16 protein-coding genes are annotated in these 18,777 nt (G+C 63.6%); 5 read left to right on the top strand and 11 right to left on the bottom strand.

Annotation, left to right across the window (positions count from 1 at the left end; all coding sequences use genetic code 11):
* Positions 1-47 precede the first annotated feature (47 nt).
* Complete coding sequence (locus NKJ90_RS20440; RefSeq protein ID WP_023761900.1) at positions 48-1,163, bottom strand: LacI family DNA-binding transcriptional regulator; 1,116 nt, start codon at positions 1,161-1,163, stop codon at positions 48-50.
* 575 nt (positions 1,164-1,738) lie between these two features.
* On the opposite strand from NKJ90_RS20440, the gene NKJ90_RS20435 reads away from it, so the two are divergent.
* The 3 genes from NKJ90_RS20435 to NKJ90_RS20425 all read left to right on the top strand — a co-directional run bounded on the left by NKJ90_RS20435 (position 1,739) and on the right by NKJ90_RS20425 (position 5,404).
* Positions 1,739-2,701 (top strand): sugar-binding protein, encoded by a 963-nt coding sequence (locus NKJ90_RS20435; RefSeq protein WP_031260946.1) that lies wholly within the window; start codon positions 1,739-1,741, stop codon positions 2,699-2,701.
* A 115-nt stretch (positions 2,702-2,816) separates the two neighbouring features.
* Positions 2,817-4,355 (top strand): sugar ABC transporter ATP-binding protein, encoded by a 1,539-nt coding sequence (locus tag NKJ90_RS20430; protein WP_031260948.1) that lies wholly within the window; start codon positions 2,817-2,819, stop codon positions 4,353-4,355.
* A 53-nt stretch (positions 4,356-4,408) separates the two neighbouring features.
* A complete protein-coding gene (locus tag NKJ90_RS20425) occupies positions 4,409-5,404 on the top strand; it encodes an ABC transporter permease (protein ID WP_023761903.1) in 996 nt (331 codons plus the stop codon).
* Positions 5,405-5,421: 17 nt separating this feature from the next.
* Here the strand turns inward: NKJ90_RS20425 and phnN are convergent, their stop codons facing one another.
* The 9 genes from phnN to NKJ90_RS20380 all read right to left on the bottom strand — a co-directional run bounded on the left by phnN (position 5,422) and on the right by NKJ90_RS20380 (position 15,293).
* Positions 5,422-6,051, bottom strand: a complete 630-nt coding sequence (phnN, locus tag NKJ90_RS20420; protein ID WP_023761904.1) for a phosphonate metabolism protein/1,5-bisphosphokinase (PRPP-forming) PhnN — start codon at positions 6,049-6,051, stop codon at positions 5,422-5,424.
* Positions 6,048-7,202, bottom strand: a complete 1,155-nt coding sequence (locus tag NKJ90_RS20415) for an alpha-D-ribose 1-methylphosphonate 5-triphosphate diphosphatase (RefSeq protein WP_023761905.1) — start codon at positions 7,200-7,202, stop codon at positions 6,048-6,050. Before NKJ90_RS20415 ends, phnN begins: the two co-directional genes overlap by 4 nt.
* A gap of 47 nt (positions 7,203-7,249) precedes the next feature.
* The gene (locus NKJ90_RS20410; RefSeq protein WP_023761906.1) at positions 7,250-7,957 is read right to left on the bottom strand and encodes a DUF1045 domain-containing protein; all 708 of its coding nucleotides are present in this window, start codon (positions 7,955-7,957) and stop codon (positions 7,250-7,252) included.
* A 152-nt stretch (positions 7,958-8,109) separates the two neighbouring features.
* Complete coding sequence (gene iolB / locus NKJ90_RS20405; protein ID WP_023761907.1) at positions 8,110-8,922, bottom strand: 5-deoxy-glucuronate isomerase; 813 nt, start codon at positions 8,920-8,922, stop codon at positions 8,110-8,112.
* Between the two features lie 277 nt (positions 8,923-9,199).
* Positions 9,200-9,412 carry a hypothetical protein gene (locus NKJ90_RS20400; protein WP_023761908.1) on the bottom strand — a complete coding sequence of 71 codons (213 nt, stop codon included), beginning with the start codon at positions 9,410-9,412 and terminating at the stop codon, positions 9,200-9,202.
* Between the two features lie 58 nt (positions 9,413-9,470).
* A complete protein-coding gene (gene iolE / locus NKJ90_RS20395; protein ID WP_031260951.1) occupies positions 9,471-10,388 on the bottom strand; it encodes a myo-inosose-2 dehydratase in 918 nt (305 codons plus the stop codon).
* Between the two features lie 185 nt (positions 10,389-10,573).
* Complete coding sequence (gene iolD, locus NKJ90_RS20390; RefSeq protein WP_023761910.1) at positions 10,574-12,424, bottom strand: 3D-(3,5/4)-trihydroxycyclohexane-1,2-dione acylhydrolase (decyclizing); 1,851 nt, start codon at positions 12,422-12,424, stop codon at positions 10,574-10,576.
* A gap of 33 nt (positions 12,425-12,457) precedes the next feature.
* On the bottom strand, positions 12,458-14,392 hold the full coding sequence (locus tag NKJ90_RS20385; RefSeq protein WP_023761911.1) for a bifunctional 5-dehydro-2-deoxygluconokinase/5-dehydro-2-deoxyphosphogluconate aldolase: 1,935 nt from the start codon (positions 14,390-14,392) through the stop codon (positions 12,458-12,460).
* A 172-nt stretch (positions 14,393-14,564) separates the two neighbouring features.
* The gene (locus tag NKJ90_RS20380; RefSeq protein WP_023761912.1) at positions 14,565-15,293 is read right to left on the bottom strand and encodes an SDR family oxidoreductase; all 729 of its coding nucleotides are present in this window, start codon (positions 15,291-15,293) and stop codon (positions 14,565-14,567) included.
* A 287-nt stretch (positions 15,294-15,580) separates the two neighbouring features.
* Between NKJ90_RS20380 and NKJ90_RS20375 the strand changes: the two genes are divergently transcribed.
* Positions 15,581-16,321 (top strand): AraC family transcriptional regulator, encoded by a 741-nt coding sequence (locus tag NKJ90_RS20375; RefSeq protein WP_352486661.1) that lies wholly within the window; start codon positions 15,581-15,583, stop codon positions 16,319-16,321.
* On the opposite strand, the gene NKJ90_RS20370 is transcribed toward NKJ90_RS20375, so the two are convergent.
* Positions 16,318-17,163: a MurR/RpiR family transcriptional regulator gene (locus NKJ90_RS20370; RefSeq protein ID WP_023761914.1), complete on the bottom strand. Its 846-nt coding sequence runs from the start codon at positions 17,161-17,163 to the stop codon at positions 16,318-16,320. The two genes, NKJ90_RS20375 and NKJ90_RS20370, sit on opposite strands and share 4 nt — an antisense overlap.
* Positions 17,164-17,319: 156 nt before the next feature.
* On the opposite strand from NKJ90_RS20370, the gene NKJ90_RS20365 reads away from it, so the two are divergent.
* Positions 17,320-18,429 (top strand): Gfo/Idh/MocA family protein, encoded by a 1,110-nt coding sequence (locus NKJ90_RS20365; RefSeq protein ID WP_023761915.1) that lies wholly within the window; start codon positions 17,320-17,322, stop codon positions 18,427-18,429.
* Positions 18,430-18,777: the final 348 nt, after the last annotated feature.

Raw genomic sequence — 18,777 nt, 5'->3', positions numbered from 1 at the left:
GTCGTCAGCGTGTCCGAGAAGCCGCGTCGGCGATGCGATATCTCCTATCACACGGCCACCATGGCCCGCACACTCTCCCGCTCCACCAGCGGGCACTCCAGCTTGGTGATCGGATACCGTCCTCGCCCCGGCACCGCCGGCGCCTCCAGCTGCTCGATCGCCCATTGGCCCATCGCCATGTGCGGCAGGATCGAGGTGGTCAGCGGCGGGAACAAGTGCCGGGCGATTTCCTCGTCGTCGTAGCCGACGACGGAGATGTCCTGGGGGATGTGCAGGCCGGCTTCCTTCAGCGCTTCGTAACAGCCGATCGCGGTGCGATCGTTCTGGCAGAAGATGGCGGTCGGACGGTCCTTCAGCGCCAAGAGCTTGACGGTCGCGGCATAGCCGGCACTGGCCGACCAGTCGCCCTCGACCACCAGCTCGGGATCGAACGGGATGTCGGCGGTGGCGAGTGCGCGGCGATAGCCCTTCAGCCGGTCTTGTGCCGCCTGCATCCACGGCTCGCCGGTGATGGTCGCGATGCGGCGGTGGCCGTGGCTGATCAGATGCCGGGTCGAGTTCTGGCCGCCGGCGATCTCGCTCGGCACCACGGCCGGGAAGGCGTAGTCTGATGTGTAGCAGTTGAGCAGGATCACCGGGATGTCGAGGCCGTAGAGATAATCGGGCGCGGTGATCTCGCGGGTGAAGATAGTCATGTAGATCAGCGCCGAAATGCCCCGCTTGGTGAGTGCCGCGATGGCGCGCGGCTCCATGACGGCATCGCCCAGCGTCTGCGCCACCAAGAGCACGTTTCCGGCATTCCACGAGGCCTGCCGCGCGCCCTCGATGGCGACGACGGCTTCCGGGCTGGTGGCGAGCTGGTCGACGGCGAAGCCGATCACACCGTCGAGTCCTTCGAAGGCGGGCTCCTCGAAGGCAGGCAACGCCGGGTGAAGCGCCGAGAAGGCGGGCGCCGTATAGCCAAGGGTCCGCGCGGCCTCGATCACCCGTTCGCGGGTCTGCTGCGACAGCTTGATCCCTGGCGAATTGTTGAGCACGAAGGAGACGGTCGCCTGCGAGCAGCCTGCTGCCCTGGCGATATCGGTCATGGTGACACGACCTCTTGCGCCCTTCGCCACCGCCTTGCGGCGCCTCGCTTTGTCGATGGCCGGACTATCGCTCATGTCGCTCCCTCAGCCTGTCTGGCGACGGCCTGTCGGGCCGCCAAGATGGCGTGGACGTTGTCGGCTTATAGAAATCGCCACAACTCATTTATATGTATTAGCAACCTTGAGGTCCACTCGCCATGCGAATCTGGACAACTCACAACTCAAGCGCCACAAAGTCCGGGCGTTGTTGCAGCCAGGCGACTGCTCGCGCCAGATACGCCGCGAAACCGCAATCCCGTCCCGGATGCCACCTCGAAACTAATACTGTTTACTAATACAAGAATGCGCTGTACCGTCAATTTGTCGCGTCCGGGCCGCCTGGGTCCGGGCCCGGCTGCAGTGTGTGCAAATGGCCGATGGCGAGCGGATATCATCTCCGCGAGCCTTGTCTCGGGCATACGATATGTCAGACAAATCGGACTATTTACGAACGAGAGATGAGTCTCTAAGGTCCATGATCGTGGCTGGAAGGGCGCCATTCTTTCGTTGCCGGAAACCCTTTGAGGAGGAGGGGCGTCCAAGCTGCAAACGGCAAATTCAGGTGACTAAGACCAGTCTGTCTGATGACTAAACCAAATGGGAGGTTGAACATGAAATCTTTGATACGAAATGCATCCGTGGCCACCGCGGCGCTGCTGCTCGGCCTGTCGGCCACGGCAATCGCGCGCGCCGACGACAAGCCGACGCTGGCCTTCGTCGTCAACGGCGCTTCCGATTTCTGGAAGGCCGCCGAAGCCGGCGTCAAGAAGGCGCAAGGCGAACTGCCGGATTACAATCTCGAACTCAAATATCCCGAGCAGTCCTCGGTCGCCATCCAGCAGCGGCTGATGGACGATCTCGTGACGGCTGGCGTCAAGGGCATCATGGTCTCGGCCGTCGATCCCAAGACCTCGACAGACGGGCTCAACAAGATCGCTTCGGAAACGGCTCTGTTCACCACGGACAGCGACGCCCCGCAGACCAAGCGCGTTGCCTATATCGGCTCGTCCAACGTCGATGCCGGCAAGCAGGCGGCTGAAATCGCCAAGAAGGCGATGCCCAATGGCGGCAAGTGCCTCGGCTTCGTCGGCCTGCTCGGCGCCGACAATGCCAAGGAGCGCATCCAGGGCATGAAGGACGGCCTGGCCGGCACCAAGATCGAGCTGATCGACGTGCGCGGCGACGATATCGACCAGGCGCGCGCCAAGAAGAACGTCGAGGACGCGCTGGTCGCCAGCCCCGACGTCACCTGCATGGTCGGCTTCTACTCCTACAACACGCCGCGCATCTATGAAGCGCTGCGCGACGCCGGCAAGCTCGGCTCGATCACCGTCGTCGGCTTCGATGACGATCCGATCACGCTGGGCGGCGTCAAGGAAGGCACAGTTGCCGCAACCGTCGTGCAGCAGCCCTTCGAATGGGCCTATCAGGGCATGAAGCTGATGGCTTCCTATCTCAAGGGCGACAAGTCGGGCATCCCGGAAGGCGGCCTCATCATCGTTCCCACCAAGATCATCGGCAAGGATGATGTCGACGCCTATGCCGCCAACCTGAAGGCAATGTCTGGAAACTAAAACTTGAAGCAGTTCAGCCGGCTCAACTTCGCTTGGGCCGGCTGCTCGCATTGACGAACCGCGCGAGGATCGTCAGTCTGCCACAAGGTCAGCCCGCCAACTGCTGTCAGGCATGATGAACTATTCCGACACATCCATCGCTACAACCACCCCGTTCCTCAGCCTCGAGAGCGTGCGCAAGACCTATCCGGGCGTCGTGGCGCTCGATGGCTTCTCCATGGAGGTCAGGCCGGGCGAGGTCATCGGCCTCGTTGGCGAAAACGGCGCCGGCAAATCGACACTGATGAAGATCCTCGGCGGCGTCACCACGCCGGACACCGGCACGATCACGGTCGACGGCACCGCCCACAAGGGCCTGACGGTCGAAGCCAGCCTGGGCTCGGGCATCGCCTTCGTCCACCAGGAACTCAATCTGTTCGACAATCTCGACGTCGCCGCCAACATCTTCTTCGGCCGCGAGCCGTTGCGCGCCGGGCCGTTCAAGCTCGTCGACCGCGCAAAACTGCGCACCATGGTGGCGCCGCTGTTGAAGCGCGTCGGCGCCAATTTTTCCGCCGACACACCGGTTGCGACCCTGTCGCTGGCGCAGCAGCAAATGGTCGAGATCGCCAAGGCGCTGTCGATCGAGGCGCGGCTGGTCATCCTCGACGAGCCGACATCGAGTCTGCCGCTCGCCGAGACCGACAAATTGCTCGACGTCATCAAGGCGCTGAAGGCCGACGGCATCAGCGTCATCTTCATTTCGCATCGCCTGCACGAGGTCGAGCGCGTCGCCGACCGCGTCGTCGTGCTGCGTGACGGCATGCTGGCCGGCACCTTGCCGAAGAGCGACATCGGCCACGACCAGATGGTCAAGCTGATGATCGGCCGCATGCTGAAGGAGCGTGAAAAGGCCTCCGAGGCCGCGCGCGCGCCCGGCGCCACCGTCCTCTCGGCCAAGGCCATCCGCACCCCTGCCTATCCCGGCCGGCCGGTCGATCTCGACGTCAGGCGCGGCGAAATCCTCGGCCTTGCCGGCCTTGTCGGCTCCGGCCGCACCGAGCTGGCGCGGGTGTTTTTCGGCATCGACTCAAGCCTTGGCGGCGCGCTCGAGCTCGACGGCAAGCCGCTTGTGCTGGGCTCGGCGGCCGATGCCGTCGCACATGGCATCTTCCTGGTGCCGGAAGACCGCAAGCTGACCGGCATCCTGCTCGACCTGTCGATCGCCCAGAATATTTCGCTGCCCAATCTGCCGGCGCATGCGCGCCGCTCGCTGGTGTCCACAAGTGCCGAGATTGCCACCGCCGAGAAGCAGAAGAAGGATCTCGGCATCAAGGCGCCGTCCGTGCAGACGCGCACCGGCACTCTGTCGGGCGGTAACCAGCAAAAGGTCGTGCTCGGCAAATGGCTGGCCATGAATCCGAAAGTAATGATCCTCGACGAGCCGACGCGCGGCATCGACATCGGCGCCAAGGCGGAAATCTACGGGCTGATGCGCGCTTTGGCCGATGCCGGCGTCGCCGTGCTGATGATCTCCTCCGACATGGAAGAGGTGATCGGCGTGTCCGACCGCATCGCCGTCATGCATGAAGGCCAGATCTCGGGCATTCTCGACAAGGACCTGTTCAGCCAGGAAAACGTGCTGCTGCTGGCGGTGGGCAAGCAGCCGAAATAGGGTTTTGCCGGGGTCTCGCGCAAGCGCGGGCCGCTCAGCATGGGGAGAAGACGATGAGCAAGAAAGATCTCGGCCTGCTGATCCTGATCCTGGTGGTCGGTGCCATCGTGGCGATCATCAATCCGCGCTTCCTGTTGCCGATCAACCTCGCCAACACCTCCAACCTGATCGGCCTGTTCGGCATCCTGTCGATCGGCCAGGCCTTCGTCATCATCACAGGCGGCATCGAACTGTCGGTCGGCTCGGTTGTTGCGCTGCTGGGGACGTTGTTCATCGACTTCATCGCCGTGCGCGAGGTGGGCTGGCCGCTGGCCTTCGTGCTGATCCTCTTGCTCGGTGCCATCATCGGCCTGGTGCATGGCTGGCTGATCACGCGGCTCAAGCTGCAGCCGTTCGTCGTCACGCTGTGCGGCCTCTTGATCTACCGCGGCGTCGCCCGCTTCTACACCGCCGACGGCACCGCCGGCTTTGCTTTCGGCCAGAATTTCCCGAGCCTCGAGTTCCTCACCGCCGGGCGTTCATATGGCGTTCCCAACAGCTTCATCGCGCTGATCGTCATCGCCATCGTTATGTGGGTGGTGCTACACCGCTCGGTGTTCGGCCGCTATCTCTACGCCATCGGCAAGAACGAGGAGGCGGCGAAATATTCGGGCATCCGCACCGGCCGCGTCGTCATGGCCGCCTACGTCATCTGCGGCGTGCTGACGGCGCTGTCGGCGATCTATTTCGCCATGTACACGCGCTCGATCTCGCCGGCCAGCCACGGCCAGTTCTACGAACTTTACGCCATCGCGGCGGCCGTGCTCGGCGGCTTCTCGCTGCGCGGCGGCGAGGGCTCGCTGATCGGCGTCATCCTTGGCACGGTGCTGCTGCAGGAGCTTCAGAACCTCGTCAACCTGCTCGGCATCCCGTCCTCGCTCAACTTCGCGGTGATGGGCGGCGTCATCCTCATCGGTGTGCTGGTCGACCAGCAATGGGGCGTGTTCCGGGAACGGCGGCTGATGGTCGACGCCACTCGCAAAAGCGCCGCTGGTGCGGCCGCGGAATAGGCCGGGCTCGAAGCAGGTTAGATCAGCCCCGACATATCGGAAAAGGCCATCGCCTTGCGCAGTACCTCGGCGAAGCGCTCGCCGGCCGCGTCGCGCGGGCCGCTATTGTCGATCGAGGTGACGCCAGGGCCGGACAGAGTGACATTGGCGCTTCGCGCCAGCCGCGCCAGCACTTCGCCGCGTGACTCGCGGCCGCGCATCGCCAGCCGCTCGGCCAGCACTTCAGGCGAGGCGGTGATCTCGACGATGGCCAGATTGGCATAGCGCTCGCGCAGCGTCGGGATAATCGCGCGCGACACATTCGCAACCGCGACACGGCCATTGGCGACGGACCAGTCGACATCGACGGGGATGCCATAGCGCAAGCCGTGCGCCTCCCAGGAAATGGCGAAGGCGCCATCGGCTTCGGCTTCCACGAAAGCGGCCTCGGCCAGCGTGTCGTGATCCTCGCTGGCGGCATCGCTCGGCCTGGTGATGACCCGGCGGACGAACTCCAGCCGGGTCTCGTCAGTGAAGCAGGCGCGGGCAAAGCCGATCACCGTGTCCTTGCCGGCGCCGCTTGGGCCGACGACGGCGACGAAGACGCCATCGCGGATCGGAAACGTCTCGGCCGACAATTCACGCTCGATCGATGCCGAGACCATCATGCGACGCGGCGTCCTTGGCGCCAGACGGTGCGTACAACCGGGACATGGTCGTCGACGCGCACGCGCACGAGGTCGGCGCGGCGGCCCTGCTCGATGACGCCGCGGTCGGTCAGGCCAATCGCCTCGGCCGGGTTTTTTGAGACCATGGCGACCGCCTGCGGCAGGGAAATGCCGTCGACGACGTCGCCGAGGAAGAACGCCGACTGGATAAGGCTGAAGGGGATATAGTCGGACGACAAGATGTCGAGCAGGCCGTCGCTGGCCAGCGTGCGGGCCGAGACATTGCCCGAATGCGATGCGCCGCGCATGACGTTGGGCGCACCCATCAGCACGCCAAGCCCAGCCTCTTTCGAGGCCCTCGCGGCTTCCTCCGTGGTGGGGAATTCGGCGACGCGCACGCCCTGTTCGATCGCCTCGCCGACATGGCCAAGCGTGGCGTCGTCGTGGCTTGCCAGCACGATGCCGCGCTCGTGGCAGGCGGCGGCGATCACTGCCCGGTTCGGTACCGAATTGCGCGCCGATTCCGCCATGCGTTTTTCGCAGAACAGTTTGAAGTCACGATCGGTCAGCTTGAGCTTGCGCTGGTAATAATAGGCATAGGTCTCGAGATTGACGAACTGGCGCTGGCCAGGCGCATGGTCCATCAGTGATGCCAGCTTCACCCGTTCGTCGCCGTCGAAATTGGCAAACGCCTTGAGGCAGTCCGGCGCCGAAACCTCGCAGCGCAGATGGATGAAGTGGTCGGCCCGCAGACGATCCTGCTGTACGCTGTCCTCGATCGCATCGGCCAGCTTGCGGATGTCGGCGGATGTCAGGTCGGCGTCCTCGTCCATGCCGACACGCAAGGCGTCGAGCACGGTGGTGATGCCCGCGGTCGCCACTTGCGCGTCATGGGCGAGCACGGCGGCGATCGGATTCCAGCGCACCTTGGGCCGCGGCGCGTAATGGCCTTCGAGGTGGTCCGTATGGAGCTCGACCAGCCCGGGAATGATGTAGTCGCCGCCCATATCCTCGCCGGCCATGCTCCCATTAGTCTGGCTGGCGCCGGCGTCGATACCGGCGATAAAGCCGTCGCGCAGCACCAGCGAACCCTCGACGATCTCGTCGGCAAGCACGATGCGGGCGTTGTGGAGAACAGTCTCGGCGGTCATTTCAGGCAGCCCTTGGTTATTCCGGCTGGGGTTATTCCGGCTGGGTGTCAGGCAGTTTTTCTGGCCGGGCGGCGCCCGAGCGCATGATGCGAAAGCACCATGAACGGTGCGCCCGGTTCGGTTTCGACGAACAACGTCAGCGCATCCACCAGCAGCGGCTGTTGCAGCACCTGCGCAAACAGACTGTCGATTGCTGCGCGCAAACGAGGGCTTTCCTGTGGCCCCGCTCGGCCGGACAGCGTCATGTGGAAGCGAAAGGTCTCGAATACATAGGGGTAGCCCCATTGGCAGAGATTGCGGAACTCGGCCGGCTTCAGCGAATCCGGGCTGCGCCGCTCGATTTCCGCCTCGGTCAACGGCGCACGAAACCGGTCGAAGCCGAGCACCACATCATCGGCGAAGCGGTTGAGCGCCGGCAGCGGGCCTTCCGGCACCAGTGCGAAGAAGCCATCGATCTGGCTGACGATGAGACGCGGGATGCTCACCGCCGGCGTCGCCTCGGCAAAATGGTCGAGTGCGGCGCGCAGCGAGGCGTCGGTTTCGCTGGCGGCCAGGCGGAAAGGGGCTTTCAGCGTCGCGTGAAAACCATAGCGGCGCGCCGAAGCTGTGTGGAAAGCAACCTCCGCCGCCGACAGGTCGGCCACCGCCTTTGCCGGCGTTGTCGCGCCGCCAAATGGGTCGCGGCCAAGCCAGTTGGCGGCGATCCGCGCCAGTGGCTCGTCCTGCCGGGGGGTGAAATAGAGGGCGTAGCGCATGAGGAAGTCCTCGTCAGTCCCTTGCCATAGGTGATTTCCATGACGGATTGACGAAGCTTTGACGGGTTTTCGAAGGCAAATCGAGCCTTCCGGTCTTTAGCCGACGTTTTTTCCGGGTTGGACCAACAGCTTTACCCGGAAGAGACGATCGATCAGGCCTTCATCAGCCATTCGTGCTCAGGCGCATTGTGGAATTTCCACGTCCGCTTCGGTCCGGCCATCACGTTAAGATAATAGAGGTCGTAGCCGTGGCAGGCAGCGCAGGGATGATAGCCCTTGGGAACCATCACGACATCGCCGTCCTCGATCGCCATCGCTTCGTCGAGCGCGCGATGGCCATTCTTGTCGGCGTCGGTGTAGACGCGCTGAAAGGCAAAGCCCTGCGGCGGGTTGAGACGGTGATAGTAGGTTTCCTCGAGATAGGATTCCTCAGGCAGATTGTCCTGGTCATGCTTGTGCGGCGGATAGCTCGACGTATGGCCGCCGGGTGTGATGACCTCGACCACCAGCAGCGAATCGGCCGGCTTGCCCTCCGGCAATATGTTGGTGACGTAGCGCGTGTTGGTGCCCTTGCCGCGCACCTCCTGGCCGAGATCGTTCGGCGCGATGACGCGAACCGGCAGGCCGCCGCCAAGGCCCGGCGCCGAGCAGACGGCGAGTTCCAGCTCGGTGTCCGCCGTCACCGACCAGTCGGATCCCTCAGGCACATAGACCGACCACGGCTTGCCCTCGAAGGGCGACATGCGCTCGCCGAGCAGGCCGAGCTCCTTGTCGCCGGCGGAAGCCGTGCCCTTGCCGGTGACGAACACCAGGCAGACTTCGCGATCATCGGTTTTTCCGGAAGCGCTCTCGCCGGGCTTCAGCCGATGCAGGTCGAAACCGACATAGGTCCAGCTGGCGTTCTCCGGCGTCACATGGGCAACGCGGCCATGGCCCTTATTGGCTTTGACGAGCAGCTTCGACATTGTGTCTCTCCTATCGCAAATCTTCGAGAATTGGCCGAAGTCTCCCAACTTCGTCATCCTAGGGCGTAGCAGGAGCGAAGCTCCGTCGCGGAGACCCTAGGATCCATGCCGTAACCTCAGTCCAAGAGCGCAGCGGAACGGAATTCTGCACCGCGGCGGCTGTTTTGATGTCGCGGCATGGATCCCGGGGTCTGCGCTGCGTCGCTTCGCTCCTTACTCCGCCCCAGGATGACGAAGCGAGAAGCGCCGCAAGCTAATCGCCAACGCATGCGATCAGTCACTCCTTCGGTTCGGCCTCGGCCTTGCCCTCGTCGGCCGGCTTATAGAGGTAAAAAAACTGCCAGACGGCGTAGCCGGCGAAACCAAGCGCGATGACGCCCCAGAACGGCGTGCCGGTGGCGAACTCGATGATCGACCAGATGACGCAGACCGCGACGACGGCGACACGCCGCCACAAAGGCCGGAAGAAGGGGTGTTCGTAATCTTTCATCGGGCCAATCTACAGCAATCGGCTTCGCCGGGAACCCATCGCATCAGGCCTCCCTTGATCAGAAATTTGGAAAGCCTTGCGTTTCGACCGTGTAGCCGGCGGCGGTCATGACGCGCATCAATTCCTTGTAGCCGACCTGCGCCATCCTGAGCGGCGGGTTCTTCTTCGGATCCTGCTCGGCCTCGACCACGAACCAGCCCTCATAGCCATGGTCGGCAAAGCGCTGCACGATGGCGCCGAAATCCAGCGAGCCGTCGCCCGGTACCGTGAAGGCACCCAGCGCCACCGCGTCGAGGAAGGACTGTTTCGTGCGGTCGAGTTTCTCGATCACGCCCATGCGCACGTCCTTCACATGAACATGGCTGATGCGCTTATGATGGTTGTCGATGGCGCGCAGCACGTCGCCGCCGGCGAATGCCAGATGGCCTGCATCGAGCAGCAATGGAATGCCTTCGCCCGAATAGCGCATGAAGGCATCGAGCTCCGGCTCGGTCTCGACCACCGCCGCCATGTGGTGGTGGTAGGACAGCGGCATGCCTTGCTCGCCGCACCATTCGCCGAATTCGGTGAGGCGCTTCGCATAGGCCTTCATCTCGTCGTCCGACAGCTTCGGCTTGGTGGCCAGCGGTTTGGAGCGGTCGCCCTGGATCGAGCGGCCGACCTCGCCATAGACGATGCAAGGCGCGTTCACCGCCTTGAACAGGTCGATCATCGGCTGGATGCGATCCTTATTGTCAGCCATCCCCCCATCGACCAGCGTGCCGGAGAACCAGCCGCCGCACAGCGTCACGTCTGCTGCCTTGAGGATCGGCAGCATGACATCGGGGTCGTTGGGAAAACGCCGGCCCATTTCCATGCCGGTGAAGCCGGCCGAACGCGACTGGCGCAAGCACTCCTCCAGCGACACGTCATCGCTGAGTTCCGCGAGATCGTCGTTCCACCACGCAATGGGGGACATGCCCAGTTTGGCTTTCAAGTCGTCACTCCAGTTTCAGTTCGTATTCACTCTCCCCCTTGTGGGGGTCCGAAGGACGGGCGAGACCCGTGGCTCGCCCCGGCAAGTCGCTGCGAAGCAGCGGGTGGGGGTGCGGCGCCGGACCTCACCCGGACCTTCGGTCCGACCTCCCCACAAGGCGGAGGTAGGGGCTTGGCCGCGTTACATCAATCGCCGATTGTCTGCATCTGCCGCTTCTCATCATAGGCTTTGCGCGCCGCGTTAACCTGCGGCCGCGCCGATACTTCCGGCACCGCCACATCCCACCAGTGACCGCCGGCATCGGTGGAAACCAGCGGGTCGGTGTCGATGACAAGCACCGTGGTGCGGTTGTTCTTCGTGGATTTTTCCAGAGCGTTTTCCAATCCGGCGATCGACGGCACCTTTTCGGCAATCGCCCCCATGCTCGCCGCATGCGCGGCGAAGTCGATATCGGGCAGGACTTCGTGACGCGCGTCCTTCAGGAGGTTGTTGAAGTTGGCACTGCCGGTCGCCATCTGCAGCCGGTTGATGCACCCATAGCCCCTGTTGTCGAGCAGCACGATGGTCAGCTTCAGGCCGAGCATCACCGAGGTGGCGATCTCGGAATTCAGCATCAGATAGGAGCCGTCGCCGATCATGACGACGACCTCTTCGTCGGGCTTCGCCATCTTGGTGCCCAGCCCGCCGGCAATCTCGTAGCCCATGGTCGAGAAGCCGTATTCGGCGTGATAGGAGCCGGGCGCGCCAGCCTGCCACAATTTGTGCAACTCGCCCGGCAGACCGCCGGCGGCATGCAGCAGCGTGACGCCGGAGCCCATCGCGCGCTGCACGGCGCCGATCACCTGCGCATCCGACGGCAAGGCGGCATTGGTCGACGCTGTCACTTTTGCCGCCTCGGCTTGCCAGGCCTTCTTGCCGGTGGCCGCATTGTCGGTCCAGGTCGCCGGCGCCTTCCAGCCCTTCAGCGCCGCACCGAGTTCGGCCAGAACCTCGGCCGCATCTGCGACCAGCGGCAGCGCGCGGTGCTTGCCGGCGTCGAAGGGCTGCACGTTGAGCCCGATGATGGTCTTGCCCGAATTCTTGAACAGCGCCCATGAGCCAGTGGTGAAATCCTGCAGGCGCGTGCCGATGGCAAGCACGACGTCGGCTTCTTCGGCCAGCCGGTTGGCGGCGGAAGTGCCGGTGACGCCGACCGCCGCCATGTTGAGCGGATGGTCGTCCGGCAGCGAGGATTTGCCGCCTTGCGTCTCGCAGACCGGAATGCCGGCGCTCTCCACGAATTTCGCCAGCTCGTCGGAGGCTTGCGAATAGAGGACGCCGCCGCCGGCGATCACCAGCGGCTTTTTTGCTCCCTTCAGCGCCGCGACAGCAGCCGCAAGCTCGTGGCGGTCCGGCCGCGGCCGGCGCTGGTGCCAGACCCGCTCGGCAAAAAAGCTCTCGGGATAATCATAGGCCTCTGCCTGCACGTCCTGGCACAGCGACAGCGTCACCGGCCCGCACTCGGCCGGATCGGTCAGCACAGCCATGGCTCGGCCCAGCGCCGGAATGACCTGTTCCGGCCGGGTGATGCGGTCGAAATAGCGCGACACCGGACGGAAGCAGTCGTTGACCGTCGCCGTGCCGTCGGAAAAGTCCTCGGCCTGCTGCAGCACCGGATCTGGGATGCGGTTGGCGAAGACATCGCCGGGCAGAAACAGGACGGGCAACCTGTTTACATGGGCGAGCGCCGCGGCCGTCACCATGTTGAGCGCACCAGGACCGATTGAAGAGGTCGCGGCCATGAAGCGACAGCGGAAGTTGGCCTTGGCGTAGGCGATCGCAGCATGCGCCATCGCCTGCTCATTGTGGGCGCGGAAGGTTGGCAATTCGTCGCGCACCTGATAAAGCGCCTCGCCTATGCCGGCTACATTGCCGTGGCCGAAGATCGCCCAGACCCCGCCGAAGATCGGGACCTTGTTGCCGTCGATCTCGGTCATCTGCTTGCTGAGAAAACGGGTCAGCGCCTGCGCCATCGTCAGGCGGATTGTCTTGCTCATGGTGTCTCCTCCGCAGTCGTTGTGCCGCGCTTCTTATGCCGCTTTGCGGCCGCGCGCGGCAAGCCACGCTTCGGTCAACTGTTCGAAGCGCTGCGCCATGTCGGCGATAGCCTCTTCATCCGACATCTTGCCGGCCAGCCATTGTTCGGCAGCGTGGACGAAGATGGTGCGGCCGACGGCAAAACCCTTGACGATGGGCGCCTTGGCGGTGGCTGCGAAAGCCGCTTCCAGCTCGTCCTGCGGCGCTTCCAGCCCAAGCAGCACGACGCCGCGGCACCAGGGATCGTGCTTCAGGATGACGGCTTCGATCTTGGCCCAGGCGCCGCTCGACGCCTGCGGCTCGAGCTTCCACCAGTCCGGCTTGATGCCGAGCCCATAGAGTTCCTCCAGCGCGCGCGGGATCGTCGTGTCGTCGAGCTTGCCATGCTTGCCGGCAATGATCTCGATGAGAAGTTCTCTGCCTACTTTCCGCGCGCCTTCGAACAGCGCGCGCAGCTTCTGCTGCTGTTCTTCCTTCAAGGCTGCCGGATCGTCGGGATGATAGAAGCACAGGCACTTGATGCAGTGATCGACCGGCCATTCGGTGAGCTGCGAGCCGATGTCCTGCGAGAATTCGAAGCGCAGCGGCCGCGAGCCGGGCAGTTCGACCGGCCGGCCGAGCCAGGCGAAGGGATGGCGGGCGAATTCGAACATCGCCTTGCGGCCATGTTTCTCGTCGATCAGCATGCCATAGCCGTCGCGGCCGGCGGCGACCTTCGCTGCCGCCTTGACCGCCAGCACCTTGAATTCTTCGATCCGCGCCGGATTGGCGCCAGCTTTCGCCGCCACATCCTCGAGCTGCACACGGTGGTCGCAGGCGAGCGCCATCAGCGAGGGAATGTCGCGCCGGCGCGTCGTCGCCCAATGGATGTGGTTGATCGCCTCGTCCTTACGCAAGGCGAGATGCTTGCTGCCATTCTTGAGGAAGAACTGCAGCTCCTCGAAGGTCGGATATTCCGGCGCGCAGAGCAGCCGCGACACGGCGAAGGCGCCGCAGGCATTGGCCCAGGTCGCGGCCGTCGCATGGTCTTCGCCACCCAGCCAGCCGCGCAGGAAGCCGGACATGAACGCGTCGCCGGCGCCGAGCACATTGTAGATCTCGATCGGAAAGCCCTTGCCGACGATGCCGTCCTCGAGATCGTCGCTGATCGGTCCGTCATAGACGATGCAGCCCATGGCGCCACGCTTCAAGACGATGGTGGCGGACGACAGCGAGCGGATCGTCTTCAGCGCGCTCAGGCAGTCGTCGGCGCCCGACGCGATCATGATCTCTTCCTCGGTGCCGACGATGAGGTCGCAATCGGGCAGCACTGTCTTCAACTGGGCCGAGACACGGTCCGATTTGACATAGCGCTCGAAGCCTTCGGCATGACCGGCAAGACCCCAGAGATTGGGCCGATAGTCGATGTCGAACACCACCTTGCCGCCCTTGGCCTTCATGATGCGGATCGCCTTGCGCTGCGCGGCGTCGCTGTTGGGCCGGGAAAAATGCGTGCCGGTGACGACGATTGACCGGGCCGAGGTGATGAAGGCCTCGTCGATGTCTTCCGGCGCCAGCGCCATGTCGGCGCAGTCCGAGCGGTAGAAGATCATCGGTGAAACGCCTTCATCCTCGACCGACAGCAGCACCAAAGCGGTCAGCCGCTCCTTGTCAGTCTTCAGCCCGTCGACATTGACGCCTTCACGCGTCAGCTGTTCGCGGATGAAGCGGCCCATCTGCTCGTCGCCGACGCGGGTCAGCAGCGCAGAGCGCAGGCCGAGCCTGGCCGTGCCGACCGAAATGTTGGCCGGGCAGCCGCCGACCGACTTGGCGAAGGAGGTGATGTCCTCCAGCCGCGAGCCGATCTGCTGGCCGTAAAGGTCGACGGAAGCGCGACCGATGGTGATGACGTCGAGCGGCGCCTGTTTCGCGTCCACGGCTTCGCTCATTGGAACCTCCCGTCGGCCTTGTTGTTTTGGGGTACACGCGCGAGCGGCAGCGTGGCGCCGGGAATATGAAATAATAATTCCAATCCATAGTCAATATGGAATGAGCATTCCTTCGGTGAAAAGTACTACTAGGCGTCGCATGCGGGAAGAGAATTTGGCTGGTCTGCCCCGTTCACCACGGAAGCGGGCCATCGTCGTTGAAGTATCCGGCGTTCGGACCATCGGCGTCCAAGGTCGCCAGGCGTATGACGATCTCGGCCGCCTGCTGCACGGTGCGGTGACCCCTAAATCCATTCAGGTCGGTGGCGGTATAGCCGGGCGCCGCTGCATTGACCTTAATGCCTTGTGGCGCAAGTTCGCGGGCGAAGGCGACGGTGATGGCATTCAGGGCCGTCTTGGAACTGCCATAACCCATCAGGTTGACCGATTGGTTCGGCGTGCCGGAATCGAGCGCGCGCCCGATGGATCCCGTGGAACTGCTCACCATCACAATGCGGGCGGCCGGCGCCGCAAGCAGCAGCGGCAGAAAGGCTTGGGTCACGCGGATCGGTCCGAAGACATTAACGTCGTAGGTGGCCCTGACATCGGCAAGATGCTGCTGGCTCGGCGGCAGCTCGTAGTTGATGGCGATCCCTGCATTGTTCACCAGCACGTCGAGACAAGGGCTTTCCGCCCTGACAGTCTGGGCTGCAGCCGCCACGCTTTCGTCCTGTGTGACATCCAGCTCAAGCCATTGCACGTCCAGACCTTCGGCGCGCAATTCCTGCGCTGCCGCCATGCCACGCTCGGCATTCCTGGCGCCAAGCCACACCTTGAAGCCCATCGTCGCCAGCCGTCGGGCGATTTCGTGGCCGATGCCCTTGTTGGCACCCGTCACCACAGCGGTTTTCGATCTCGTCATTTGGGTTCTCCATCTCTTCCTGTCGAAGACCAAGAGATGACGCCCTGCAGGAAACGCCGCGCGCCGAAAACTCTCCGGCTCTTGCCTAATCCTCTCATATGGGTTGCGCGGCCCCTGTGGATGCGCGAAGCTGACATCATGAGCGAGGCGTTGCAGGAGCTGATCGAAATCGCCGGCCGTCATGCGCGCGGGCGACGAACGACAACGGCGATCCCCCGCGTTTCGATCGGCCGCAGCGAAGTCGCCACGGCGCCAATGGCGGGGTATGGGGGTCGGGAATCCTGTTTGTGCTGCAGGGCGCGAAAACGGTTCTGATCGGAGACCGGACCCTTCGCTACAGTCCCGCCAGCTATTTCATCTACACTGTCGACACACCCACCATCAGCCAGTTGGTCGAAGCGAGCGCCAAACATCCTTACCTGGCAATCGGCTTCGCCCTCGACCTGCAGGCCGTCGCCGCCCTCCTCGTCGAGCACGAGCCGGCGCTCGGCGGCGACAGTTTCTCCACCTCGCCCGTCAATGAGGACCTGCTCGACGCATTGCGGCGAATGATGCGGCTGCTCGACCGGCCAGGGGAGATTCCCGTGCTGTCGGCCATGCTCGAACGCGAGATGCTGTTTCGGCTGTTGCAAGGCCCCCAGGGCGCAAAGCTTCGCCAGCTTGCGCGCGCCGACGGCCATCTGTCCCGGATTGGCCAGGCGATCGCCTGGATCCGCGCACATTGCCATCAGCCGGTCCGGGTCAGCGATCTGGCCGAAATCGCCCATATGAGCAACGCTGCATTCTACCGCCACTTCAAGGCGGCGACGGCCATGAGCCCGATCCAGTATCAGAAACAGATCCGGCTGCTGGAGGCGCGCCAACTGCTGGCTGCCCAGCCAGGCAATGTTGCAAGCATCGCCTTCGCCGTCGGCTACGAGAGTGCTTCCCAGTTCAGCCGGGAGTATGCCCGCCAGTTCGGCTCGCCGCCTGCGCGCGACGCAGCCCGGCTTTTGGCGGCAGGCGAGGCGACTGTAGAGGTCCTCTAACCTTTGCGCTTGCGGCCCGTGTCGCGTCGCTTCTCGCCGACGCCGACAGTCAGCGCCATGGCCAGCGCCATCGTTGCCGATAGCGAGCGGAAGCCAGCGAAATCGGCCTCGGCAACCTCAAACCAGACCTTGGCGAACTGGGCGAGCGGCGAAAACGAGCTGTCGGTGATGGCGACGATCGGCACGCCCTGTTCCGAAATGCTGCGCGCCTCTTCGATGGTGGCCGGCGCATAGGGCGAGAACGAGATGGCGATGACGGCGTCCGCCGGCGTGGCGAAGGCGATCATCTCGGCATTCAGGCCGGCGGCTGATTCGATCAGCTGGTTGCGGATCTTGAGCTTGCCCAGCGCATAGGCGATGTAGGACGCCACCGGATAGGAGCGGCGCTTGGCCAGCACATAGATGGTCTCGGCCTTCGCCAGCAACGAAATCGCATCTTCCAGATGCGTGTCGTCCAGCGTGCGCGAGATGTCGTTGAGCGAGGTGCTGGCGGCGGCGACGAAGCCGTCGAAGATCGCCCGGTGGCCGGCGGCGCCCTCGGCCTTGGCGCGCAAGGCTTGCAGCCTTTCGTCGTAGGATGAATTGCGCTCGCGCAGCCGCTCGCGAAAAACCTGCTGCAGGCTGGTGAACCCGTCGAAGCCAAGCTGCTGGGCAAAGCGGATCAAGGTCGAAGGTTGCACGCCCGCCGAAGCGGCGATGCTTGCGGCGGTGCCGAAGGCGATGTCGTCGGGATTGTCGAGCGCGTAGGCGGCGATCTGGGCGATGCGCTTCGGCAGGCTTTCGCGCCGATCGAGGATCGTTGCGCGCAGCGTCTCGAAGTCGCGAGGTACCCGTTCGTCCATCGTCGCTCTGTCCAAGCTCATGCGTGAAGCGTCCCTCTGTGCATCATCATAGCGAGGCTGCGCAAGAACACCATAAAAAATGAGGCAGACATTCCATTCCAAGAGAAAATGGATTAATTCATCCACGCAACGCTTCAGGCAGTGGAGGAACGGGAAATGGTCGGCGTCGGTCTCATCGGCACGGGTTTCATGGGCAAATGTCACGCCATCGCATGGAGTGCTGTCGCTGCCGTCTTTCCCGATGTCGCCAAGCCACGGCTCGTGCATCTCGGCGAGGTCAATGAGGAGCTTGCCAGGCGCAAGGCAGGCGAGTTCGGCTTCGCCAAGGCGTCCGGTGACTGGCGCGCCGTCGTCAACGACCCGGAGGTAGATGTCGTCTCGCTGACCACGCCCAACCAGTTCCATCCGGAAATGGCCATCGCCATCCTCGAGGCCGGCAAGCATCTGTGGTGCGAAAAGCCGATGGCGCCAAGCTTTGCCGAGGCTGAAGCCATGGCGGCGGCGGCGAAAAAGTCCGGCAAGGTTGCCGCGCTCGGCTACAACTACATCCAGAGCCCGGCGATCCGTCATATCGGCGCGCTGCTCGATGAGAAGATCATCGGCGAGGTCAACCATCTGCGCATCGAGATGGATGAGGATTTCATGGCCGATCCCGAAGCGCTGTTCTTCTGGAAGCACGAGGCGGCCTCCGGCTATGGCGCGCTCGACGATTTCGCCGTGCACCCGCTGTCGCTGGTCAGTGTACTGTTCGGCCGCGTCGCCAGCGTTATCTGCGACATGGCCAAACCCTATGCCGACCGCAAGGTGGCTAGCGGCGGCCGTCGCGCGGTGGAAACCTATGATATCGCCAGCGTGCTGATGCATCTGGAGAACGGCATTGCCGGAACGCTGCTGGTCAACCGCTCGGCCTGGGGCCGCAAGGGCCGCATTGCCATCCAGATATTCGGCTCCAAGGGGTCGATCCTGTTCGACCAGGAACGATCGAACGAATTCCAGCTCTATCTCACCGCCGATCGGCCGACCGAACAGGGCTATCGCACCATCCTGGTGGCGCCGCACCACAAGCCCTATGACCTCTTCGTGCCGGCGCCGGGCCATGGCCTCGGCTTCAACGATCTCAAGATCATCGAATGCCACGAATTGCTGACGCGCCTTGCCGGCAATCCGGCGCGGCTCATCGAGTTTGCCGAAGGGCTGGAGATCGAGCGCACGGTGCACGCAATGGCACGCTCCTTCGAGGAAAAGCGCTGGGTAGATGTAAGGTAGAGCCATGTAGTTCGTCGAGACGGGGAAGGTTACTGACTCTCGGCAGGCAAGATTTCACCATTCATTTGGTGAGCCGTCGCAGACATTCGCGATTGGACGAAGCCCCCCTGACGCTTCGTCATCCTATGGTCTGCGCCGCGTCGAGTTGTGTGCGTCAAGTTCTGCAGAAATGGCGTGGCGGTAGCTGTGACGTCGGCGTGTCCGCCGCGCAGCTCCCGTGTTTAGCGGAGCGGCGGACACATGACGATGCTCAGGCGGCCAATGCCCTCAGGCTCTCCTTCTTGTGCTCACGCAGATGATCCATGTTGAGATAGCGGGTCGCCTCGAGCCAGTTCTCGTGGATCTCGA

Source organism: Mesorhizobium sp. M0051 (assembly GCF_040323235.1).
Taxonomy (GTDB): Bacteria; Pseudomonadota; Alphaproteobacteria; order Rhizobiales; family Rhizobiaceae; genus Mesorhizobium.
This window is presented reverse-complemented; position numbering and strand designations above follow the sequence as displayed.